Source organism: Pseudomonas abietaniphila, assembly GCF_039697315.1.
GTDB classification, from domain to species: domain Bacteria; phylum Pseudomonadota; class Gammaproteobacteria; order Pseudomonadales; family Pseudomonadaceae; genus Aquipseudomonas; species Aquipseudomonas abietaniphila_B.
In genome coordinates, this window is the sequence record NZ_CP155619.1 from 2,699,497 (window position 1) to 2,718,407 (window position 18,911).

The window sequence follows — 18,911 nt, forward strand, 5'->3', positions numbered from 1 at the left end:
CGATGCGTCAGATCAAATACATCAACGGTGACTGACACACCGCATTCGCGGGCAAGCGCGCTCCTACAGGGAATGCGTCAGGCAAGAACCTGGCGCAACCCGAGCAACAGCAGGAAATGCAGCGGATAAATCAGGTACGCCCAACGCCGCATCGGCCAGACCGCAAAGGCGGGTCGCCAGCGCAGGAGCGCCAGGCCCAGCCAAGGCCCGATCAGACAGGCGATCAACGCCCCTACCGAAATGGGATCGCCCCACAGCATGCCGTCGATGATCTTAGGCCACTCGTTGCTGAGCAGGCACACCACGCCGGGCAGGATCGCCAACCAGAGCGATCCCCTCAGCACGAGCAGGAAAGCAGTCGGCAGCAACACGCCGTAGGCGCCAAACATCAGCAACGGCGCAAATGCGACGCCGATACCCAGCGCAATCACCGCCATGATCCGCATCGGCCAGGAACGGCTGCTCGCACCCTGCGCAACCAACAACCCGAGTACCAGCGTGGGCAGTACGTTAAGCGTGGTGACTTCATCGGCCATGTACAACCGATACGGAAACTCGGCGATAACTGAAAACACCGCCAGCCAGGCCAGGTACTTCCAGCGAATGCCGGGGTGAACCGGACGCGAAACACTGCGCCCGACATTGACTGCAATGGCCAGGCAAAACCACGCAAAGGCCAGCCTGCCGGGCACGTAAAGCCAGTCCGCCGACCATCCGACGTAACGCAGGTGGTCGAGCACCATGCTCAACATCGCCAGCCATTTGAGCAGGTCCAGCGCGCGGTCACGTACCGGCTGTATCGTTGAATGTGCCTCGCTCATCGTGCTCCGCTGTTTGACTGAATTTTCTGACGCAAGAATGCATGACCAAACCAGTGAATCTTGGTTACAGTCGCAGCCTTCGATTACAGGGAACCGGCCATGTCAGACCAAAGCCAGCAGTTTGCCAGCGACAACTATTCGGGAATCTGCCCCGAAGCCTGGGCGGCCATGGAACAAGCGAACCATGGCCATCAACGTGCGTATGGTGACGATCAATGGACAGCGCGGGCGGCCGATCAATTCCGTCAGCTGTTCGAAACCGACTGTGAAGTGTTCTTTGCCTTCAACGGTACGGCCGCCAACTCGCTGGCTTTGTCATCGTTGTGCCAGAGTTACCACAGCGTCATCTGCTCCGAAACCGCCCACGTCGAGACCGACGAATGCGGCGCCCCCGAGTTTTTCTCCAACGGCTCCAAGCTGCTGACCGCCCGTAGCGAGAACGGCAAGCTGACCCCCGAATCGATTCGTGAAGTCGCGCTCAAGCGGGCCGACATTCATTACCCAAAACCGCGCGTGGTGACGCTGACCCAGGCGACCGAAGTGGGCAGCGTGTACTTGCCCGAAGAGCTGAAAGCAATCAGCGACACCTGCAAGGAACTGGGCCTGAACCTGCACATGGACGGTGCCAGGTTCGCGAACGCGTGCGCTTACCTGGGCTGCACGCCCGCCGAGTTGACCTGGAAAGCCGGCATTGACGTGCTGTGTTTCGGCGGCACCAAGAACGGCATGGCGGTGGGTGAAGCGATTCTGTTCTTCAACCACAAGCTGGCCGAAGACTTTGACTACCGCTGCAAACAGGCCGGGCAACTGGCGTCGAAAATGCGCTTCCTGTCGGCGCCTTGGGTCGGGCTGCTGGAAAACGACGCCTGGCTCAAACACGCTCGCCACGCCAACCGCTGCGCGCAATTGCTTGCTGAGTTGGTAAAAGACATTCCCGGCGTAGAACTGATGTTCCCGGTGCAGGCCAACGGCGTGTTTCTGCAATTGTCGGAAGCGGCGATCGCGGCGCTGACCGCCAGGGGCTGGCGCTTCTACACCTTCATCGGCAACGGCGGCGCACGGTTCATGTGCTCGTGGGACACCGAAGAATCACGCGTGCGTGAACTGGCTGCGGACATCCGGTTGGTGATGGGGGCCTGATTGCCCCCGGTCTTCCTGACACCGCGAATGACCCTGTGGGAGCGAATTCATTCGCGATTGGCCGGTTCAGCCGACAGAAATCAATCAACCGAGCCTGCATCGCGAATAAATTCGCTCCCACAGGAATGTGTCAGGCGGACTACCAGAGTATGCGCATACCTGAAAGCGCTATCACCCCTGCGAAATCACCTTCTCGATCACCTCGACCGTCGCACTGACCTTGTCCTCATAACGGCTCAGCTCATCGGCATGTTGCTGCTTGAGTTCGATCTGCTTCGAGCACAGGTTCAGCGCCGCCAGCACCAGCAGACGGTCGCCGATGAGTGTCGGGTAATTGCGCTTGGTTTCCGACAACGCCGACTTGAGCATGACCACCGCATCCATCAAGGTCTGCTCTTGCCCGGCAGGTGCCTTGATCGTGTAGTCGTTGCCGAGAATGGAAATGACTTTGGTGGCGTCGCGGTCGATGATCATGCGCTGACCGCACTCGCGCTGGTGGCGCGATCAACCAGCGCCTGAATACGGGCTGCCGTGGCGCCTTGTTTCTCTTCCTGCTCCAGCAGGCTCAACTGCAAACTGTCGTTGTCATCCCTGGCTTGTTTCAGCGCTTCGGCGAGCTGCGCATTCGTGTTCTGCAGATCCTGGTTCTGCTGCACCAGGTCACCGACGAGTTTTTCCAACTGGCTTAGGGATGCTTCCAACATTTTGATATCTCAGGCAAATTTCAAAGGGCGCGTACGATAAAGAAAAGTCACTTCAGCTACCAGTGAAATCAGGGCATTCACGCCACTACACCGACCAGAAAAGCACTTGTTTGCTTCAATTCCGCAAACGCATCAGGGTCCTGATTGACTGCGTTTTGCCCATCTTGTTCCTGCTGTTCGTCAGATCAACCGCCTGCGACATAAGCGCACAGCACCAGACCAAAGGGGTCAAGTCCTCCTTCGGCGGACCGATAAGCATGCATCTCTGGCAACACTCCCCCTTTGCACGCATGGATCGCGGCTTTCTCAGGAACCGTCATGTCCCTACGCAATATGAACATCGCGCCCCGCGCCTTCCTCGGTTTTTCCATCATCGGTTTACTGATGCTGATCCTGGGCATCTTCGCCCTCAGCCAGATGAGCAAGATCAACGATGCCACCGAGACGATGGCCACCAACAATGTGCCGAGCATCAAGTCGCTGGATAAACTGACCGAGGCAAGCATTCGTCTGCGCGTGCTGTCCTATCGCCTGATGCTCAATCGCGACCCCGACACGCTGCAGAAAACCGTCGACCTGCTGGCCATGCGCAACAAGCAGATCGACGACGCGCGCGCGATCTACGTCAAACTGATTTCGGCACCGGAAGAACAGGCCGCTTACGATCAGTACCTCTCCTTGCTCAATGACTATCGTCGGCTCGAAGACCGCATGAAGTCGCTGAGTAGCGCCAACAAACTCGACGAACTGACCTCGCTGCTCAGCGCCGACCTGCAGACCAACTCGGACCAAATGAACGTGGTACTGGGCAAGCTGGTCGAGATCAATACCCAACAGATCAATGACACCAACAAGGACGCAGCACGGCAGTATTCGACCGCCTTCACCATGGTCGTCACCCTGCTTATTATCGCGACCGTCCTGACCCTGCTGTTCGCCTGGCTGCTGACCAACAGCATCACACGCCCTATCGCCTCTGCCTTGAAAGCGGCTGAAGAGATCGCCGAAGGCGACTTGACCCGTACGATTCACGTCGACGGGACCGACGAAGCCGGTCGCCTGCTGACCGCGATGCTGAAAATGCAGTCCAAGTTGCGCGATACGCTGCAACGCATTTCCGGCTCGGCCACACAACTGGCGTCCGCTGCCGAAGAGCTGAATGCCGTCACCGACGAGAGCGCTCGGGGCTTGTCGCAACAGAACAATGAAATCGAACAAGCCGCCACGGCCGTCAACGAGATGACCAGCGCCGTCGAAGAAGTGGCACGCAACGCCGTGAGCACGTCCGAAGCCTCGAAAAACGCCACCAGCTCGGCCAGCGACGGCCGCGACCTGGTGCAGGAAACCGTCAGCGCCATCGAGCGCATGAGCGGCGACGTCCAAAGCACAGCGACGTTGATCGGCAACCTGGCCGATGAATCCCGCGACATCGGCAAGGTGCTGGACGTGATTCGCGGCCTGGCGGACCAGACCAACCTCCTCGCCCTCAACGCCGCCATCGAAGCCGCACGGGCCGGTGAGGCCGGTCGTGGCTTTGCGGTCGTGGCCGATGAGGTGCGCGCACTGGCGCACCGCACTCAACAATCGACCAGTGAAATCGAACGCATGATCGGCAGCATTCAGGGCGGCACCGAGCAGGCCGTGAACTCGATGCGCAGCAGCACCGAGCGTGCCGAATCGACATTGAACATCGCCAAAGGCGCTGGTGTGGCGCTGGATACCATTAACAGCGCGGTGGTGGAAATCAATGAACGCAATCTGGTCATCGCCAGCGCGGCCGAGGAACAAGCGCAAGTTGCACGGGAAGTAGACCGCAACCTGGTGAACATCCGTGACCTGTCGACTCAGTCGGCGACCGGCGCGCATCAGACCACTGCAGCCAGCAGCGAACTGTCGCGTCTGGCGGTCGACCTGAACGGGATGGTTGCGCGCTTCCGCGTTTAACGCACAGCGCCGCCAAAGAGGGGAATGCGCCGAGCGTGCATTCCCCTTTTTTGTTTCCGGCCTAGCTGTCTGTTCGCTGAACGAAGCCGTTATTTGTTTCAAATCCTGCAGTTTCATTCAAGCGCCGGGTTTTCCAACCGATAGGCAGTTAACCGCCTGCACTTTTCTGTCTGGGCCGCCCCCTGCGCCCATCCGTTCGGAATACCCTCTATGTCATTGCGCAACATGAACATCGCTCCACGCGCGTTTTTCAGCTTTGCCCTGATCGGGGTTCTCATGCTGATTCTCGGCATCTTTTCGCTCACACAGATGAGCAATATCCGAGCGACAAGCGATGAGATCGCACGCAATACCGTGCCGAGCATTCGCAGCCTGGACAAGATGATCGACACCAGCGTGCGCTTGCGAGTGTTGTCGTTTCGGCTATTGGTCAACCGCGATCCGGCCATTCAGCAGAAGACCCTGGATGCGATGACGGCCCGCTTCCAGCAAATGGGGATTGCCCAGGCGACCTATGAAAAACTGCCAACAACGGCGGAAGAACAGTCGAACTACGCCGAATTCCAGAAGCTGCTGAGCCAATACCGGCAGCTTGAAGACCGCATGCGCGCCCTGAGTCGTGACGGGAAAATAGAAGAGCTGACCCAGTTGCTCAATGTCGAGTTGCAGGAAAACTCCGACAAGATGAATGCCGCTCTGTCGAAACTGGTTGAGTTCAACGGCAAGGAGTCCGATGCCGCCAACGCCAGTGCCGGCGAGCAGTACAACAGAGCGTTCAACCTGGTCGTCGGTCTGCTGATCATCGCGACGGTGCTGACGGTACTTTTCGCCTGGCTGCTGACCAGCAGCATCACTCGCCCCATTGGCGCTGCGCTGAAGGCCGCCGAAGAGATCGCCGAAGGCGACTTGACCCGTACGATTCACGTCGACGGGACCGACGAAGCCGGTCGCCTGCTGACCGCGATGCTGAAAATGCAGTCCAAGTTGCGCGATACGCTGCAACGCATTTCCGGCTCGGCCACACAACTGGCATCCGCTGCCGAAGAGCTGAATGCCGTCACCGACGAGAGCGCTCGAGGCTTGTCGCAACAGAATAATGAAATCGAACAAGCCGCCACGGCCGTCAACGAGATGACCAGCGCCGTCGAAGAAGTGGCACGCAACGCCGTGAGCACGTCCGAAGCCTCGAAAAACGCCACCAGCTCGGCCAGCGACGGCCGCGATCTGGTGCAGGAAACCGTCAGCGCCATCGAGCGCATGAGCGGCGACGTGCAAAGCACCGCGACGTTGATCGGTAACCTCGCCGATGAATCCCGCGACATCGGCAAGGTGCTGGACGTGATTCGCGGCCTGGCGGACCAGACCAACCTGCTCGCCCTCAACGCCGCCATCGAAGCCGCGCGGGCCGGTGAGGCCGGTCGTGGTTTTGCGGTCGTGGCCGATGAGGTGCGCGCACTGGCGCACCGCACCCAGCAATCGACCAGTGAAATCGAACGCATGATCGGCAGCATTCAGGGCGGCACCGAGCAGGCCGTGAACTCGATGCGCAGCAGCACCGAGCGTGCCGAATCGACATTGAATATTGCGAAAGGCGCCGGCGTGGCGCTGGACACCATTAACAGCGCGGTGGTGGAAATCAATGAACGCAATCTGGTCATCGCCAGCGCAGCCGAGGAACAGGCGCAAGTTGCACGGGAAGTAGACCGCAACCTGGTGAACATCCGTGACCTGTCGACTCAGTCGGCGACCGGCGCGCATCAGACCACTGCAGCCAGCAGCGAACTGTCGCGTCTGGCGGTGGATTTGAACGGCATGGTGGCGCGGTTCAGGTTGTAAAGAATCATCAACCTAGACACATAAACACTGTGGGAGCGAATTCATTCGCGATGAGGCCAAGCCAAGCGATACCTCTATATCGACTGAAAGCCCCATCGCGGATGAATCCGCTCCCACAGGCGTGATGACGCCGAATTAATCAATATTCGATACGAACGTCGCCTTTCGGCACGCTGCAGCAAGACAGGATGTATCCCTCTTCCACGTCGTCGTCGGTAATCCCGCCGTTGTGCTCCATTTCCACTTCCCCGCTCAGTTTCATCACCTTGCAGGTGCCGCAGATGCCCATGCCGCAGGCTTTCGGGATCATCAGACCGAGTTTCGCAGCCGCCGCGTGTACGGTTTCGCCCGGCGCCACGCGAATGCTCTTGCCGGTGTCGGTGAACTCAACCTGATGCAGTTCGGCCACATCGACTTCCGGCGCATCGGCCGCCTGCTCGGCATGCTCGACCGCGTCTGCGCGGGCTTCCGGTGGCGTCGCGCCGAAAGACTCTTCGTGGTACTGCGCCATGTTGAAGCCGTTGGCTTCCAGCAGGCGCTTGACCGCATTCATGTACGGCGTCGGGCCGCAACAGAAGACTTCGCGCTCCATGAAGTCCGGCGCCATCAGCTCGAGCATCTTCTGGTTCAGATACCCGCGATAACCGGCCCACGGCTCACCCAGCCCGTGTTTCTCGCAGACGATGTGCAGCGAGAAGTTGTTGATTCGCGACGCCATCTGCTCCAGTTCACGGTGGTAGATGATGTCTTTGGGCGAACGCGAGCTGTGAACGAAGACCATGTCGACGTTGGCGTTGGTGTCGTAATACCAGCGCGCCATGGACATGACCGGCGTGATACCGACACCGCCACTGAGGTAGAGAATCTTCGGATTGGGGAAGTCGATGGCGTTGAACAGACCGACCGGCCCGTGAACGGCCAGTTCCTGACCTTCATGCAGGGTGTCGTGCAACCAGTTGGATACCTTGCCGCCCGGTACGCGCTTGATGGTGATCGAGAAGCTGTACGGCACTGAAGGCGAGCTGGAGATGGTGTACGACCGCATGATCGGCACGCCTTCGATTTCCAGCTCCAGGGTCACGAACTGACCCGGCTTGAAGAAGAACAGGATTGGCTGGTCGGCCATGAAGCAAAAGGTGCGCACGTCCCAGGTTTCCTGGATCACTTTGACGACCCGCACCAGATGGCGGCCATTGGCCCAAGTCTGTGTGTTGACCGGGCTGAGGAAACTCTGGGACATACTCACTCTCCACGGCCGACTGTCGGCCTCTTATGGTGGCGATTCTGCGTAACGCACGACGCGCCTATTTACCTATCAGCGACATTCACATACTTATGGCGACCAGCCCCGATCTATAGGGGTTACGGAGTCGGAAACGGATTCGGCCATGTCGCCCATGGATAAGGTTCACGTCGCGCCCGGCTACACACTCGCCGTCAATCGATTACAGATTTTTTATTTATAAGGATGAGCGACAGAACGCACCGTCGCCTTGCCTGCAAACCACTCAAACACAACCGTATCAGCCACATTCGTAGACCGTTGAAACCACGGTCTGAGGACTTGAAAGATGGACGTCACCGCAACTCTGAGCCTGGGCGATCCGCTGGAACCCGCACGCAAGGCCACCGCTGAAATGCTGCAGAACCGGGAGCGCACCTACTCGCTGCCGCAGCCTTTCTACAGCGATGAGCGGCTGTTTGAAATCGACATGCAGGAAATCTTTCAAAAAGAATGGCTGATTGCAGGCATGACCTGTGAAATCCCGGCCAAGGGCAACTTCCTGACCCTGCAGATCGGCAAGAACCCGATTCTGGTCGTGCGTGCGCCGGACGGTTCGATCAACGCCTTCCACAACGTCTGCCGTCACCGCGGTTCGCGTCTGTGCACCAAGGAAAAAGGCAAAGTCGCCAAGCTGGTGTGCCCTTACCACCAGTGGACCTATGAACTCGACGGTCGTCTGCTGTATGCAGGCACCGAAATGGGCGCTGACTTCGACATGAAGCAGTTCAGCCTCAAGCCCGTGAACTGCAAAGTCGCTGGCGGTTACATCTTCATCAGCCTGGCGGCCAATCCGCCAGCCATCGACGAGTTCCTGCAGACGCTGAATCACTACATGGAACCGTACGACATGGAGAACACCAAGGTGGCGGTACAAACCACCTTGATGGAAAAAGCCAACTGGAAACTCGTGCTGGAAAACAACCGTGAGTGCTACCACTGCAACGGTTCGCATCCGGAGCTGCTGAACACTCTGCTGGAATGGGACGACGTGACCGATCCACGCGCCGACCAGGCGTTCAAGGACCACGTCGCAGCATCCGCCGCTGCCTGGGAAGCCGAGAAGATCCCGTTTGCTCACGCCAGCTTCGGTCTGCGCAACCGCATCGTGCGCATGCCGCTGCTCAAAGGTACCGTGTCCATGACCATGGACGGCAAACAAGGCAGCCAGAAGCTCATGGGCCGTATCAAGAATCCGGACCTGGGTTCGATGCGCATCCTGCACCTGCCGCACGCCTGGAACCACTGCATGGGCGACCACGTGATCGTATTCACCGTGTGGCCGATCAGCGCCCAGGAAACCATGGTCACCACCAAATGGCTGGTGCATAAAGACGCCGTTGAAGGCGTGGACTACGACGTCGCGCGCCTGCGTGAAGTCTGGGACGCGACCAACGATCAGGATCGTCGTCTGGCCGAAGAAAACCAGCGCGGCATCAACTCCATCGCCTACCAGCCAGGCCCGTACTCCAAGACCTACGAGTTCGGCGTGGTCAACTTCATCGACTGGTACAGCGCCAAGCTCCTGGAAAACATGGGTGCCGAGCCTGCGCCGTATTTGAAAGGTGTGGCGGTTAACCACGAGTAAGGCTCAATCACTCGGAACCTGTGGAGATTCCGACAGTGATGACGGTGGCGAAAGCGTTGTATTACACAGACCGCATTCGCCACCGTCGTAACCTCCGGCAGCTCCCACAGGTTTCCAAGACAGTCCCCTGAACGCCACTCAAGCCTGATCAAAAAACACTCAAACCTCCCGGACACCATCTCCGCCGCACCCGCGCGACATCCACAAACAACTTATCCACAGCACAACCCACAGCAATTGTGGGAAAGTCGATTTCTCCCTGTGCAAAAAGCCAAGAAAAACCGTGACTTATTCAAGAAGCTGTATACCTGCCAATACTGTTCATTTATTGATCAACCATGTGCAGGCCACGGTTTATAAGGCCCTCAAGGGATAGCGAACACCTTATCCACAGAAGCGCCAACAGAGAATGTGCGCAACTCGGGTTATTACGTTTCGAGGTGTGGAAAAGTCGCTTGGATACTCGAAATGGTAGGCTTCAAGCTATGAATCGCTGAAGAAACTCCAGATTGATCAATTTTTGATCAATACCTTGAAGCCCCCTATCTATATGGCTTGCCGGCGATGACGAACAACTTATCCACACAAGCGCTAACAGAGAATGTGGGCAAATATGAGCAGGCCCAAAACTCGACGCGTGGAAAAAAACGTTTAAAAACCAATGGATACAGTGATCAATATTTGATCAACGGCTGGAAACCCTCTAGATACGTGGCCTGGAGAAGACGGCGAACACCTTATCCACAGGTGAGCTCACAGAGATTGTGGGTAGGTGTGCGCCATGATCACTTCCACGTTTATCTGCTCTCCTTCGTCCAGTCCGTCGAAGTAGTGGGTTCTCAGGCGTTGCGCGCTTGTTAATGGGGGACTCGCCGGTTGCGTTTTACTGATGCTGGCAATACTACCCCGCACTTTGCTGAGATCATCACGCAGTGCATTCCCGTATGGGTTGGCAACAATTGAGGGACGAACAGAAACGGCGCCCGGCATTTTTGGCGTGACGGGGGTTCTGCCGAACAACTGTGTGACTCGGTTGACAGCGGCCCTCCTCAGCTCTTTCTTGGCAACCAGACTCTGAACACCCAACCCTACGCGGGTCACGGCTCCCAATGCCGAGATCGCGGTGCCCACATGGGCGACGTAACGCGCCTCTTTAACACCGGCGAGCGTCAACGAAGACGCAGCGATTGCGAGGCTTGAACCGACCAATGTCATTCGTGCGGCCACCAAGGTGGCCCCGACCGGCGGACCGGCTACGGCGGCTGCTATTACCGTGGCGGCGATTGTGAAAGCGTGAAGGCCGATCGTCAGTACAGGCTGCAGCCAGTCAGGCGTTCGCCCTGTCGGATCAACATAGTTGACCGGATCACCCAGGCAATAGGTGTAGGCATTGAGCCCGCCTTTATCAAAGGGGCTTAGCGCGTCGGGACTGTGGAAACGCTTGAGCGCAGGGTTATAGATCCGATGACCGTTACCGAGGTGATACCAGCCCGTGCCCTGCTCTCGTAACTGGCCATTGAAGCCCGAGTGGCTAATCTGCGCCTCATCGCGGGGTTGGGTGCCATAAGCCGTATAGGCCATATGCCCTGATTCAGACGGCGCAAATCCTGCCAGGACAGTGTTGTGGCGATCCGTGGCCAGCAGCAGCGAACGAAAGGAAGGCGCATCCATCAGGCTGACTCACTTGCCAGAAGGTCTGTGGATAAGCTTAATCCTGCCGTTCGCTGTGGGTAACTAATAGAAGTGATAGGTCAGCGGGCCTAGCGCACCACCCCTTCTTCAATCAACAACTTCAAGATCGCCGCAGCGCCTTCCTGAGGGCTGACCCCCTTAAGCACCTGACCGCCGCCACCGCTGGCCTTCGCCGTCGCAGCCTTCATGCGATCCGCACCGCTTTTGGCCTTGATGACCTTCAGGCGTTTCGGGCGAGGTTTGGCGGGGCTGAGTTCGGCACCTGTGAATAACTCGTCGATGACGACGTCGATCTGCTCGACATCCAGCACGCCCCGTTGGGCGGGACCGTACGCGCTTTGGCGGGGTTTGGGCGCTGCGTTATCCACAGTGGCGAGAAAGGGCAATCTCACCTTGAGGCGACGACGCTGGCCACGGGGCAGCGCTTGCAGCACCTGAGCGGTGCCGTTGCTCATGGATTCGACCTCGGCCATGCCCACGACGAGCGGCCAACCGAGCTTTTCAGCCAGTAGATAAGGCAGCATGCCGGAACCTTCGCCGGTTTCGGCCTGACTGCCCGCAAGCACCAACTGAACACCGGATTCACGGATGTAATCGGTCAATCCCGGCAGCGCATCGGCGCCTTCAGGCTGTTCCAAGACGTGTAGTTCACTCAGGCCCATGCCGAGATACGCCCGCAGTGCAGGCTCTTCGGCGTTGCCCGCGTGCAACACGTGCAAGTTATCCCCAGCCAGTTGAAGGCCAAGCTCCACAGCACGCGCGTCTTGCTCGGCGCGACGCGGACGACCGGATGTTGGATGCGCGCCGATGGAAACCAGGCTGATGACGTGCAGCGCGCTTTTATCCACAGGTGTGTTGTTGTCAGGCTGCATCGCGTTTTGCCTCGTTCCGGTAAGCCTCGACGGCCTCAATCAGGGCGTTGAGCACGTCGGCGCTCTCGCCAATGACTGACAAATCAGCACGTTTGATCATGTCGCAGGTCGGGTCGAGGTTAATCGCCACGACTTTGTCGCAGGCCCCGATACCCTGTAAATGCTGGATCGCGCCCGAGATACCCACAGCCACGTAAACACGCGCAGTGACCCAGGTACCAGACGCACCGACCTGGCGATCACGGGTCATGAACCCATCGTCCACGGCCACGCGGGATGCGCCCTCCGTAGCGCCCAGCGCTGCGGCGGTGCGGTGGAAAAGCGCCCAGTCCTTCACGCCGTTGCCGCCGGAGAAAATGAATTCTGCTTCCGCCATGGGGATAAGTGCCGGGTCGACGGCCACGGCCCCAAGGTCTTCGATCCGGGCGATGCTGCGCGCGATGGTTGTGGACAACTCAACCGGCAGCGCTTCATGACGTGTTTCGCTGACGGGTTCGGCACACTCTGCAGCGGCCAGAATCAAGCGCGAGACAGGACGCGAAAGGTCTTCACGCCCAGCGCCTGCACGGCCAGTGCTGCGTTCGTCCTTGACCTGCCAGACGCGCGTTGCAGGGCGCTCACCCAGGCTCGCCGCGAAACGGCGGCCCAGTTCACCGCCACCGCTGCGGCTGTCAGGCAGCAACCAATGGCGTGGGTCGAACTGGTTATCCACAGCCCGCAGACCTTGCACCCGTTGCTCGGGCGAATAACCGTTGAATTCACTGCCTTCCAGCACCAGCAGACGGTCCACGCCTGCCGTCTCGAAAGTGCTTTCTTTATGCTCGCCGAAGACCACGGCCAGCACAGCACCGTCCTTGCCGGCCAGGCTGTGAGCCAGGCCAAGCAGGTCGCGATCGTGGCTGCTCAGGCGACCGCCAACCATGTCCGGAACTACCGCGATGTAGAAAGTCGGCTCGGCGACTTGATGCAGTGGCAGCTGGACCTCCACAGACGCGGAGCGTTTGACGGCCCCACCCTGCTGCGCCCCGCTACGGTCGATGCGCTTGATGCCGTTCGGCCCGATGAAGCCAATCCCGTGGACGTTTTTGCGGATGACGCCGTTAGGCCCCATCCAACTGGCTTGTGTCGGCTGCATGGCCGCGTGCAAAGGATGCAGGCGGTTGCGGGCGATCCACTCGGCACGAGGGTCGCGGCGGATAATGTCGCTCATCAGTGCGCCTCCGCAGGTTCACGTTTGACAGGGACCGGCTTTGCAGGCGCTGCGTCTTCAAGCAACGCATCGGCGACCAGTTCGGCGATGTCCTTGATCATCGGGCGCGGCTCGACCACACCTTCAAGCATCGCGGTGCATTGTGGGCAACCGACGGCGACCAGTTCGGCGCCGGTTTCACGGATGTCTTCCATGCGCATGTCAGGGATACGTTGCTTGCCAGGGATGTCGGTGATCGGCGCGCCGCCACCACCGCCGCAGCAGCGGGAGCGGAAACCGGACCGCTGCATTTCCTTGACCTCGATGCCCAGCGCCTTGAGCACATCACGCGGCGCTTCGTACTCGCCATTGTAACGGCCCAGGTAGCACGGATCGTGATAGGTCACGCTGGAGCCCTTGTGTTGGCCGAGATTCAGCGCGTTGTCGCCGATCAGCTCAGCCATGTAGGTGCTGTGGTGCTGCACGAGGTAATTGCCATCGAAAGCGCCGTATTCGTTTTTCAGCACGTGGAAGCTGTGCGGATCGCAGGTGACGATGCGTTTGAAGCTGTACTTGCTCAGGGTCTGAATGTTGCGTTTGGCAAGCATCTGGAATGTCGCTTCGTCGCCCAGACGACGAGCCACGTCACCGCTGTCGCGCTCTTCGAGCCCAAGCACGGCGAAATCGACCTTGGCGGCTTTCAGGACTTTGACGAAAGCGCGTAGCGTGCGCTGGTTACGCATGTCGAAGGCACCGTCGCCGACCCAGAACAGCACGTCAGCCGTCTTCTTCTCACTCATGACGCTGAGGTTAAGGTCTGCCGCCCAGTTCATCCGGCCGCCCGGCGCGAAACCGCCCGGGTTATCGGTGGCGATGAGGTTTTCCAGCACTTCGGCGCCCTTGTTCGGGGTCGCGCCTTTTTCAAGCGTGAGGTGACGACGCATGTCGACGATGGCGTCCACGTGCTCGATCATCATCGGGCACTCTTCCACACAAGCGCGGCAGGTGGTGCAGGACCACAGGGTTTCGGCATCGACCAGACCGTTGACGATCGGTTGATGGGGGTTGCCGCCGTGTTCGCCGATGGGCTTGCCAGGGTAAGGACTGCCTGCGAAGTTGGCGTCAGTGCCGCCCGCCAGACCGACGACCATGTCCTGAATCAGTTTTTTCGGGTTCAGCGGCTGGCCTGCAGCATAGGCCGGGCACGCGGCTTCGCATTTGCCGCACTGCACACAGGCGTCGAAGCCCAGCAACTGGTTCCAGGTGAAATCCTTGGGTTTTTCCACGCCCAGCGGCGCAGTCGGGTCGGTCAGGTCCAGCGGCTTGAGGCCGGTGGAGCGACCACCGCCAAAACGTTCGGCGCGACGGTGCCAGGCCAGGTGCAGCGCGCCGGCGAAGGCGTGTTTCATCGGGCCGCCCCAGGTCATGCCGAAGAACAGCTCGGAAACGCCCCACAGCACGCCGATCCCCAGAATCACCGCCAGCAACCAGCCACCGAAGTTTTCCGGCAGGATGCCAGCAACCGGCAAGGTCACCAGAAAGAAGGAAGCGGAGAACGCCAGCAGGCTTTTCGGCAACCGCATCCACGGGCCTTTCGACAGGCGCGACGGCGGGTTGCGACGGCGCAGGTAAACGAAGATCGCCCCGACGAACATCACCGCCGACATCAGCAGCAACGCGTAACCGAGAATGCGGTTATGCAGGCCGAAACCATGGACCAGAATCGCCAGAATGATCGACGCGACTGCGCCACCCGCGGTCGCGACGTGGGTGTTGGCGATGTATTTGTCCCGCGCCACCACATGGTGCAGATCGACCATGTAACGTTTGGGCATCGCCAGCAGGCCGCCCAGCAGATCGACCTTGGACGCACGACCGTTGCGCCACATGGCCACCCGCCGCAAAGCACCCAGGACACCGAGGCCGAGGGCTGCGAACAGCAGGATTGGAAGAAGGGTGTTCAACATGTGGAGCTCCCAAAGACCGGGGGTCTTGCAGGTCGAGATGCCTTACTCGTTCCCTGTGGGAGTGAGCTTGCTCACGAATGCAATCTGTCAGGCGACATGGATGTCGACTGACTCACCGCTTTCGCGAGCAAGCTCGCTCCCACAGGGTTATGTGCAAGCCGTCAGAAGTCTTTACACAGTCTGAGTGCGTCATAAATGGCCGCATGCGTATTACGCTGCGCCACGCAGTCACCGATGCGGAACAGCAGGTAGCCATCGCCGGGTTGGCTCAACGACGGTTGAGGCTGGATCGCGAACAAGGCGTCGATGTCGATCTGGCCCTTGTTGCGCGAGCCTTCCTTCAAGCCGTAATACAGCTCTTCGTCAGGACGCACGCCGTTCTCGATCACTACTTGATCGACCACCCGCTCCTCTTTGGCGCCGGTGTACTCGTTCTCCAGCACCGCCACCAGCTTGTCGCCTTCGCGGTAGACCTTCTCCAGCATCATGTCGCCGGTCATGATCACTTCTTTCGGGTACATGCTGCGGTAGTAGGTCGGGAACGACGTACCGCCGATGGCCACGCCCGGCTTGATGTCGTCGGTGACGATCTCGACCTGACTGCCTTTGTCCGCCATGAAGTCGGCCACCGACATCCCGGTGAATTCGCAGATGGTGTCGTAGACCAGCACGTTCTTGCCCGGCGCCACCTTGCCGTCGAGCACGTCCCAACTGCTGACCACCAGACCTTCGGCGGCGCCCCAGTGTTCGTTCTGCTCGAGGAACGGATGACCGCCGACGGCCAGCACCACCACATCCGGACGCAAGTCCATGATGGTCGGGATGTCAGCCGCCGTGCCCAGACGCAGATCGACCTTCAGGCGCGCCAGCTCCAGCTGATACCAGCGCGTGATACCGGCGATCTGATCACGTTGCGGCGCCTTGGACGCCGTCACGATCTGCCCACCGATGAAATCTTTCTTCTCGAACAGCGTCACGTCATGGCCCCGTTCGGCCGACACACGCGCAGCTTCCATCCCCGCAGGGCCAGCACCGACGATCACCACTTTGCGCTTCACGCCGGTGGTTTTCTCGATGATGTGCGGCACGCCCATGTATTCACGAGACGTCGCGGCGTTCTGGATGCACAACACGTCCAGGCCCTGGTACTGACGGTCGATGCAGTAGTTGGCGCCGACACACTGACGGATCTGGTCAACCTGGCCCATCTTGATCTTGGCGATCAGGTGCGGGTCAGCGATGTGCGCGCGGGTCATGCCGACCATGTCGACGTAACCGCCTTCCAGAATGCGCGTTGCCTGGTTCGGGTCCTTGATGTTCTGCGCGTGCAGAACGGGTGCCTTGACCACTTCCTTGATACCGGCCGCCAGGTGCAGGAACGGCTCCGGTGGGTAACTCATGTTGGGGATGACGTTGGCCAGGGTGTTGTGCGTGTCGCAACCCGAACCCACCACACCGATGAAATCGATCATGCCGGTCTGGTCGTAATACTTGGCGATCTCTTTCATGTCTTCATGACTGAGACCGTCCGGGTGGAATTCGTCACCGCAGATACGCAGACCGACGCAGAAGTCCGGACCGACTTCTTTACGCACGGCCTTGATCACTTCCAGACCAAAACGCATGCGGTTCTCGAAGCTGCCGCCCCACTCGTCAGTACGCTTGTTGACGCGCGGGCTCCAGAACTGGTCGATCATGTGCTGGTGCACCGCCGACAGCTCCACGCCGTCCAGGCCACCGGCCTTGGCACGTGCCGCTGCGCTTGCGTAATTGCCGATCACGCGCCAGATTTCTTCCGGCTCGATGGTCTTGCAGGTTGCGCGGTGCACGGGCTCACGGATGCCCGATGGCGACATCAGCGTCGGCCAGTGATCGCCGTCCCAACGGGAGCGACGGCCCATGTGGGTAATCTGGATCATGATCTTGGCGCCGTGCTTGTGCATGGCGTCGGCGAGATTCTGGAAGTGCGGGATGATCTTGTCGGTCGCCAGGTTGACCGACTTCCACCAGCCTTGCGGGCTGTCGATCGCAACGCTTGAGGAGCCGCCACAAATGGCCAGACCGATGCCGCCCTTGGCTTTCTCCTCGTAGTACTTCACGTAACGGTCAGTGGTCATGCCGCCATCAGTGGCATAGACCTCGGCGTGCGCGGTACTGAGGACGCGGTTGCGGATGGTGAGTTTGCCGATCTGGATCGGCTGAAACATTGCTTCGAAAGCCATGGCAGGGTCCTCGGCTTACAACGGTTTTACGACAAACAGGCCATCTTCGTGGCCTTCTTCCGAACCGCCGTAAACCTGCTCGGCCACGGTGCGAACGGCACTGCCTTTGGCAGCGAGAATCTGGTCCATGGCGCCAGCGAACCAGCCGGTGAACATGTAATCGACCTTGCGACCCACCTTGCCGTACACGTACACGAACGCGGAATGCTCAAGCTTGACGCTGGCGGTGCCTTTATCGAGGTCGATTTCCTGAATCTTGAACAAGCCCCAGCCGCGCTGCGACAGACGGTTCATGTAGTGCTCGAAGACCGCGACGCCTTCGATGCCATGGCATTCGGCTTCTTTCTCGCACCAGTGCCAGGCGGACTTGTAACCGGCCTTGTAGAGAATCTCGGCATAGGCTTCAGCGCCCAGCACTTCCTCGATGCCCATGTGGTTATTGACGAAGAAGTGACGCGGCACGTACAGCATTGGCAGGGCGTCGGACGTCCAGACACCGGTTTCGCTGTCGACTTCGATTGGCAATTGCGGGGCGATCTTGGCCATGGAAACTTAACTCCAGAAAAATTCAGGTGATGCCCTCTCCGCGAAAGGGAGAGGGAAAAATTCGGTGATGAGCGGCTGTAGGACTTACTCGCCCCAGACGTCGCCCAAGATGCGGACCCAGTTCTCGCCCATGATCTTGCGTACAACGCGCTCCGAATGGCCGCGTTTGAGCAGGGTTTCGGTCAGGTTCGGGAACTCGCCGACGGTACGGATACCCAGCGGGTTGATGATCTTGCCGAAGTTGGTCAGGCGACGGGCGTAGCCCTTGTCGTGGGTCAAGTACTCAAAGAACTCCTGGCCATGGCCCTGCGTGAAGTCAGTGCCGATACCGATGGCGTCCTCGCCGACGATGTTCATTACGTACTCGATGGCTTCGGCGTAGTCGTCGATGGTCGAATCGATGCCTTTGGCCAGGAATGGCGCAAACATGGTCACGCCCACGAAGCCGCCGTGGTCGGCGATGAACTTCAGTTCCGCGTCGGATTTGTTGCGAGGGTGTTCTTTGAGACCCGAAGGCAGGCAGTGGGAATACGTCACTGGCTTCTTCGATTCGAGGATGACTTCTTCGGAGGTTTTGGAACCGACGTGGGACAGGTCGCACATGATGCCGACGCGGTTCATTTCCGCGACGATTTCACGGCCGAAGCCCGACAGGCCGCCATCACGCTCGTAGCAACCGGTGCCCACGAGGTTCTGGGTGTTGTAGCACATCTGCACGATGCCCACGCCCAGCTGCTTGAAGATCTCGACGTAGCCGATCTGGTCTTCGAAGGCGTGCGCGTTCTGGAAGCCGAACAGGATGCCGGTCTTGCCCAGCTCTTTGGCTTTGCGGATGTCGGCGGTGTTGCGCACCTGAATCACCAGGTCGCTGTTCTCACGGATCAGCTTCTGGCTCGACGCGATGCTGTTGACGGTCTGCTGAAAACCTTCCCACACCGAAACAGTGCAGTTGGCCATGGTCAGGCCACCTTTGCGCATGTCCTCGAACAGCTCACGGTTCCATTTGGCAATGATCAGCCCGTCAATAACGATGCTGTCGGCGTGCAACTCGGCTGGGCTCATCAGGCTGTCCCCTTTAGGTTAATCGCGCGCCGAAACGTCTGCCGGC

General features: G+C 59.4%; 15 protein-coding genes. 4 read left to right on the forward strand and 11 right to left on the reverse strand.

Going from position 1 to position 18,911, the window contains the following annotated elements; all coding sequences use genetic code 11:
* Positions 1–77: 77 nt before the first annotated feature.
* The gene (locus ABDX87_RS11985) at positions 78–821 is read right to left on the reverse strand and encodes a TraX family protein (RefSeq protein ID WP_346833025.1); all 744 of its coding nucleotides are present in this window, start codon (positions 819–821) and stop codon (positions 78–80) included.
* 99 nt (positions 822–920) lie between these two features.
* Here ABDX87_RS11985 and ABDX87_RS11990 point away from each other — a divergent pair, with 99 nt between their 5' ends.
* Entirely contained in the window at positions 921–1,961 is a 1,041-nt protein-coding gene (locus ABDX87_RS11990) for a low specificity L-threonine aldolase (RefSeq protein WP_346833026.1), read from the forward strand.
* Positions 1,962–2,132: 171 nt separating this feature from the next.
* On the opposite strand, the gene ABDX87_RS11995 is transcribed toward ABDX87_RS11990, so the two are convergent.
* On the reverse strand, positions 2,133–2,435 hold the full coding sequence (locus tag ABDX87_RS11995) for a cell division protein ZapA (RefSeq protein ID WP_346833027.1): 303 nt from the start codon (positions 2,433–2,435) through the stop codon (positions 2,133–2,135).
* Positions 2,432–2,665 (reverse strand): hypothetical protein, encoded by a 234-nt coding sequence (locus ABDX87_RS12000; RefSeq protein WP_346833028.1) that lies wholly within the window; start codon positions 2,663–2,665, stop codon positions 2,432–2,434. Before ABDX87_RS12000 ends, ABDX87_RS11995 begins: the two co-directional genes overlap by 4 nt.
* 318 nt (positions 2,666–2,983) lie before the next feature.
* Between ABDX87_RS12000 and ABDX87_RS12005 the strand changes: the two genes are divergently transcribed.
* On the forward strand, positions 2,984–4,609 hold the full coding sequence (locus ABDX87_RS12005) for a methyl-accepting chemotaxis protein (protein WP_346833029.1): 1,626 nt from the start codon (positions 2,984–2,986) through the stop codon (positions 4,607–4,609).
* Positions 4,610–4,819: 210 nt separating this feature from the next.
* Positions 4,820–6,445, forward strand: coding sequence for a methyl-accepting chemotaxis protein (locus ABDX87_RS12010; RefSeq protein ID WP_346833030.1), 1,626 nt, complete (start codon positions 4,820–4,822; stop codon positions 6,443–6,445).
* 139 nt (positions 6,446–6,584) lie between these two features.
* On the opposite strand, the gene gbcB is transcribed toward ABDX87_RS12010, so the two are convergent.
* A complete protein-coding gene (gbcB, locus tag ABDX87_RS12015) occupies positions 6,585–7,685 on the reverse strand; it encodes a glycine-betaine demethylase subunit GbcB (protein WP_120124111.1) in 1,101 nt (366 codons plus the stop codon).
* Between the two features lie 331 nt (positions 7,686–8,016).
* Here gbcB and gbcA point away from each other — a divergent pair, with 331 nt between their 5' ends.
* Positions 8,017–9,315, forward strand: coding sequence for a glycine-betaine demethylase subunit GbcA (gbcA, locus tag ABDX87_RS12020; RefSeq protein WP_346833031.1), 1,299 nt, complete (start codon positions 8,017–8,019; stop codon positions 9,313–9,315).
* A 753-nt stretch (positions 9,316–10,068) separates the two neighbouring features.
* Here the strand turns inward: gbcA and ABDX87_RS12025 are convergent.
* The 7 genes from ABDX87_RS12025 to ABDX87_RS12055 form a co-directional block, all read right to left on the reverse strand.
* Positions 10,069–10,986 (reverse strand): RHS repeat-associated core domain-containing protein, encoded by a 918-nt coding sequence (locus ABDX87_RS12025; RefSeq protein ID WP_346833032.1) that lies wholly within the window; start codon positions 10,984–10,986, stop codon positions 10,069–10,071.
* Positions 10,987–11,075: 89 nt separating this feature from the next.
* Positions 11,076–11,879: an electron transfer flavoprotein subunit beta gene (locus tag ABDX87_RS12030; RefSeq protein WP_346833033.1), complete on the reverse strand. Its 804-nt coding sequence runs from the start codon at positions 11,877–11,879 to the stop codon at positions 11,076–11,078.
* Complete coding sequence (locus ABDX87_RS12035; protein WP_346833034.1) at positions 11,869–13,089, reverse strand: electron transfer flavoprotein subunit alpha/FixB family protein; 1,221 nt, start codon at positions 13,087–13,089, stop codon at positions 11,869–11,871. The genes ABDX87_RS12030 and ABDX87_RS12035 overlap by 11 nt, the downstream gene beginning before the upstream one ends.
* The gene (dgcB, locus tag ABDX87_RS12040; protein ID WP_346833035.1) at positions 13,089–15,035 is read right to left on the reverse strand and encodes a dimethylglycine demethylation protein DgcB; all 1,947 of its coding nucleotides are present in this window, start codon (positions 15,033–15,035) and stop codon (positions 13,089–13,091) included. The genes ABDX87_RS12035 and dgcB overlap by 1 nt, the downstream gene beginning before the upstream one ends.
* Before the next feature lie 161 nt (positions 15,036–15,196).
* Positions 15,197–17,257: a dimethylglycine demethylation protein DgcA gene (dgcA, locus tag ABDX87_RS12045; RefSeq protein ID WP_346833036.1), complete on the reverse strand. Its 2,061-nt coding sequence runs from the start codon at positions 17,255–17,257 to the stop codon at positions 15,197–15,199.
* Positions 17,258–17,272: 15 nt separating this feature from the next.
* A complete protein-coding gene (locus ABDX87_RS12050) occupies positions 17,273–17,803 on the reverse strand; it encodes a DUF5943 domain-containing protein (protein WP_081565031.1) in 531 nt (176 codons plus the stop codon).
* A gap of 84 nt (positions 17,804–17,887) precedes the next feature.
* Positions 17,888–18,865, reverse strand: coding sequence for a dipeptidase (locus tag ABDX87_RS12055; protein WP_120124129.1), 978 nt, complete (start codon positions 18,863–18,865; stop codon positions 17,888–17,890).
* Between the last annotated feature and the right edge of the window lie 46 nt (positions 18,866–18,911).

Coding starts and splice junctions, on each gene's coding strand:
- ABDX87_RS11985 (WP_346833025.1), bottom strand. CDS start 821: ATGAGCGAGGCACATTCAACGATACAGCCGGTACGTGACCGCGCGCTG.
- ABDX87_RS11990 (WP_346833026.1), top strand. CDS start 921: ATGTCAGACCAAAGCCAGCAGTTTGCCAGCGACAACTATTCGGGAATC.
- ABDX87_RS11995 (WP_346833027.1), bottom strand. CDS start 2,435: ATGATCATCGACCGCGACGCCACCAAAGTCATTTCCATTCTCGGCAAC.
- ABDX87_RS12000 (WP_346833028.1), bottom strand. CDS start 2,665: ATGTTGGAAGCATCCCTAAGCCAGTTGGAAAAACTCGTCGGTGACCTG.
- ABDX87_RS12005 (WP_346833029.1), top strand. CDS start 2,984: ATGTCCCTACGCAATATGAACATCGCGCCCCGCGCCTTCCTCGGTTTT.
- ABDX87_RS12010 (WP_346833030.1), top strand. CDS start 4,820: ATGTCATTGCGCAACATGAACATCGCTCCACGCGCGTTTTTCAGCTTT.
- gbcB (WP_120124111.1), bottom strand. CDS start 7,685: ATGTCCCAGAGTTTCCTCAGCCCGGTCAACACACAGACTTGGGCCAAT.
- gbcA (WP_346833031.1), top strand. CDS start 8,017: ATGGACGTCACCGCAACTCTGAGCCTGGGCGATCCGCTGGAACCCGCA.
- ABDX87_RS12025 (WP_346833032.1), bottom strand. CDS start 10,986: ATGGATGCGCCTTCCTTTCGTTCGCTGCTGCTGGCCACGGATCGCCAC.
- ABDX87_RS12030 (WP_346833033.1), bottom strand. CDS start 11,879: ATGCAGCCTGACAACAACACACCTGTGGATAAAAGCGCGCTGCACGTC.
- ABDX87_RS12035 (WP_346833034.1), bottom strand. CDS start 13,089: ATGAGCGACATTATCCGCCGCGACCCTCGTGCCGAGTGGATCGCCCGC.
- dgcB (WP_346833035.1), bottom strand. CDS start 15,035: ATGTTGAACACCCTTCTTCCAATCCTGCTGTTCGCAGCCCTCGGCCTC.
- dgcA (WP_346833036.1), bottom strand. CDS start 17,257: ATGGCTTTCGAAGCAATGTTTCAGCCGATCCAGATCGGCAAACTCACC.
- ABDX87_RS12050 (WP_081565031.1), bottom strand. CDS start 17,803: ATGGCCAAGATCGCCCCGCAATTGCCAATCGAAGTCGACAGCGAAACC.
- ABDX87_RS12055 (WP_120124129.1), bottom strand. CDS start 18,865: ATGAGCCCAGCCGAGTTGCACGCCGACAGCATCGTTATTGACGGGCTG.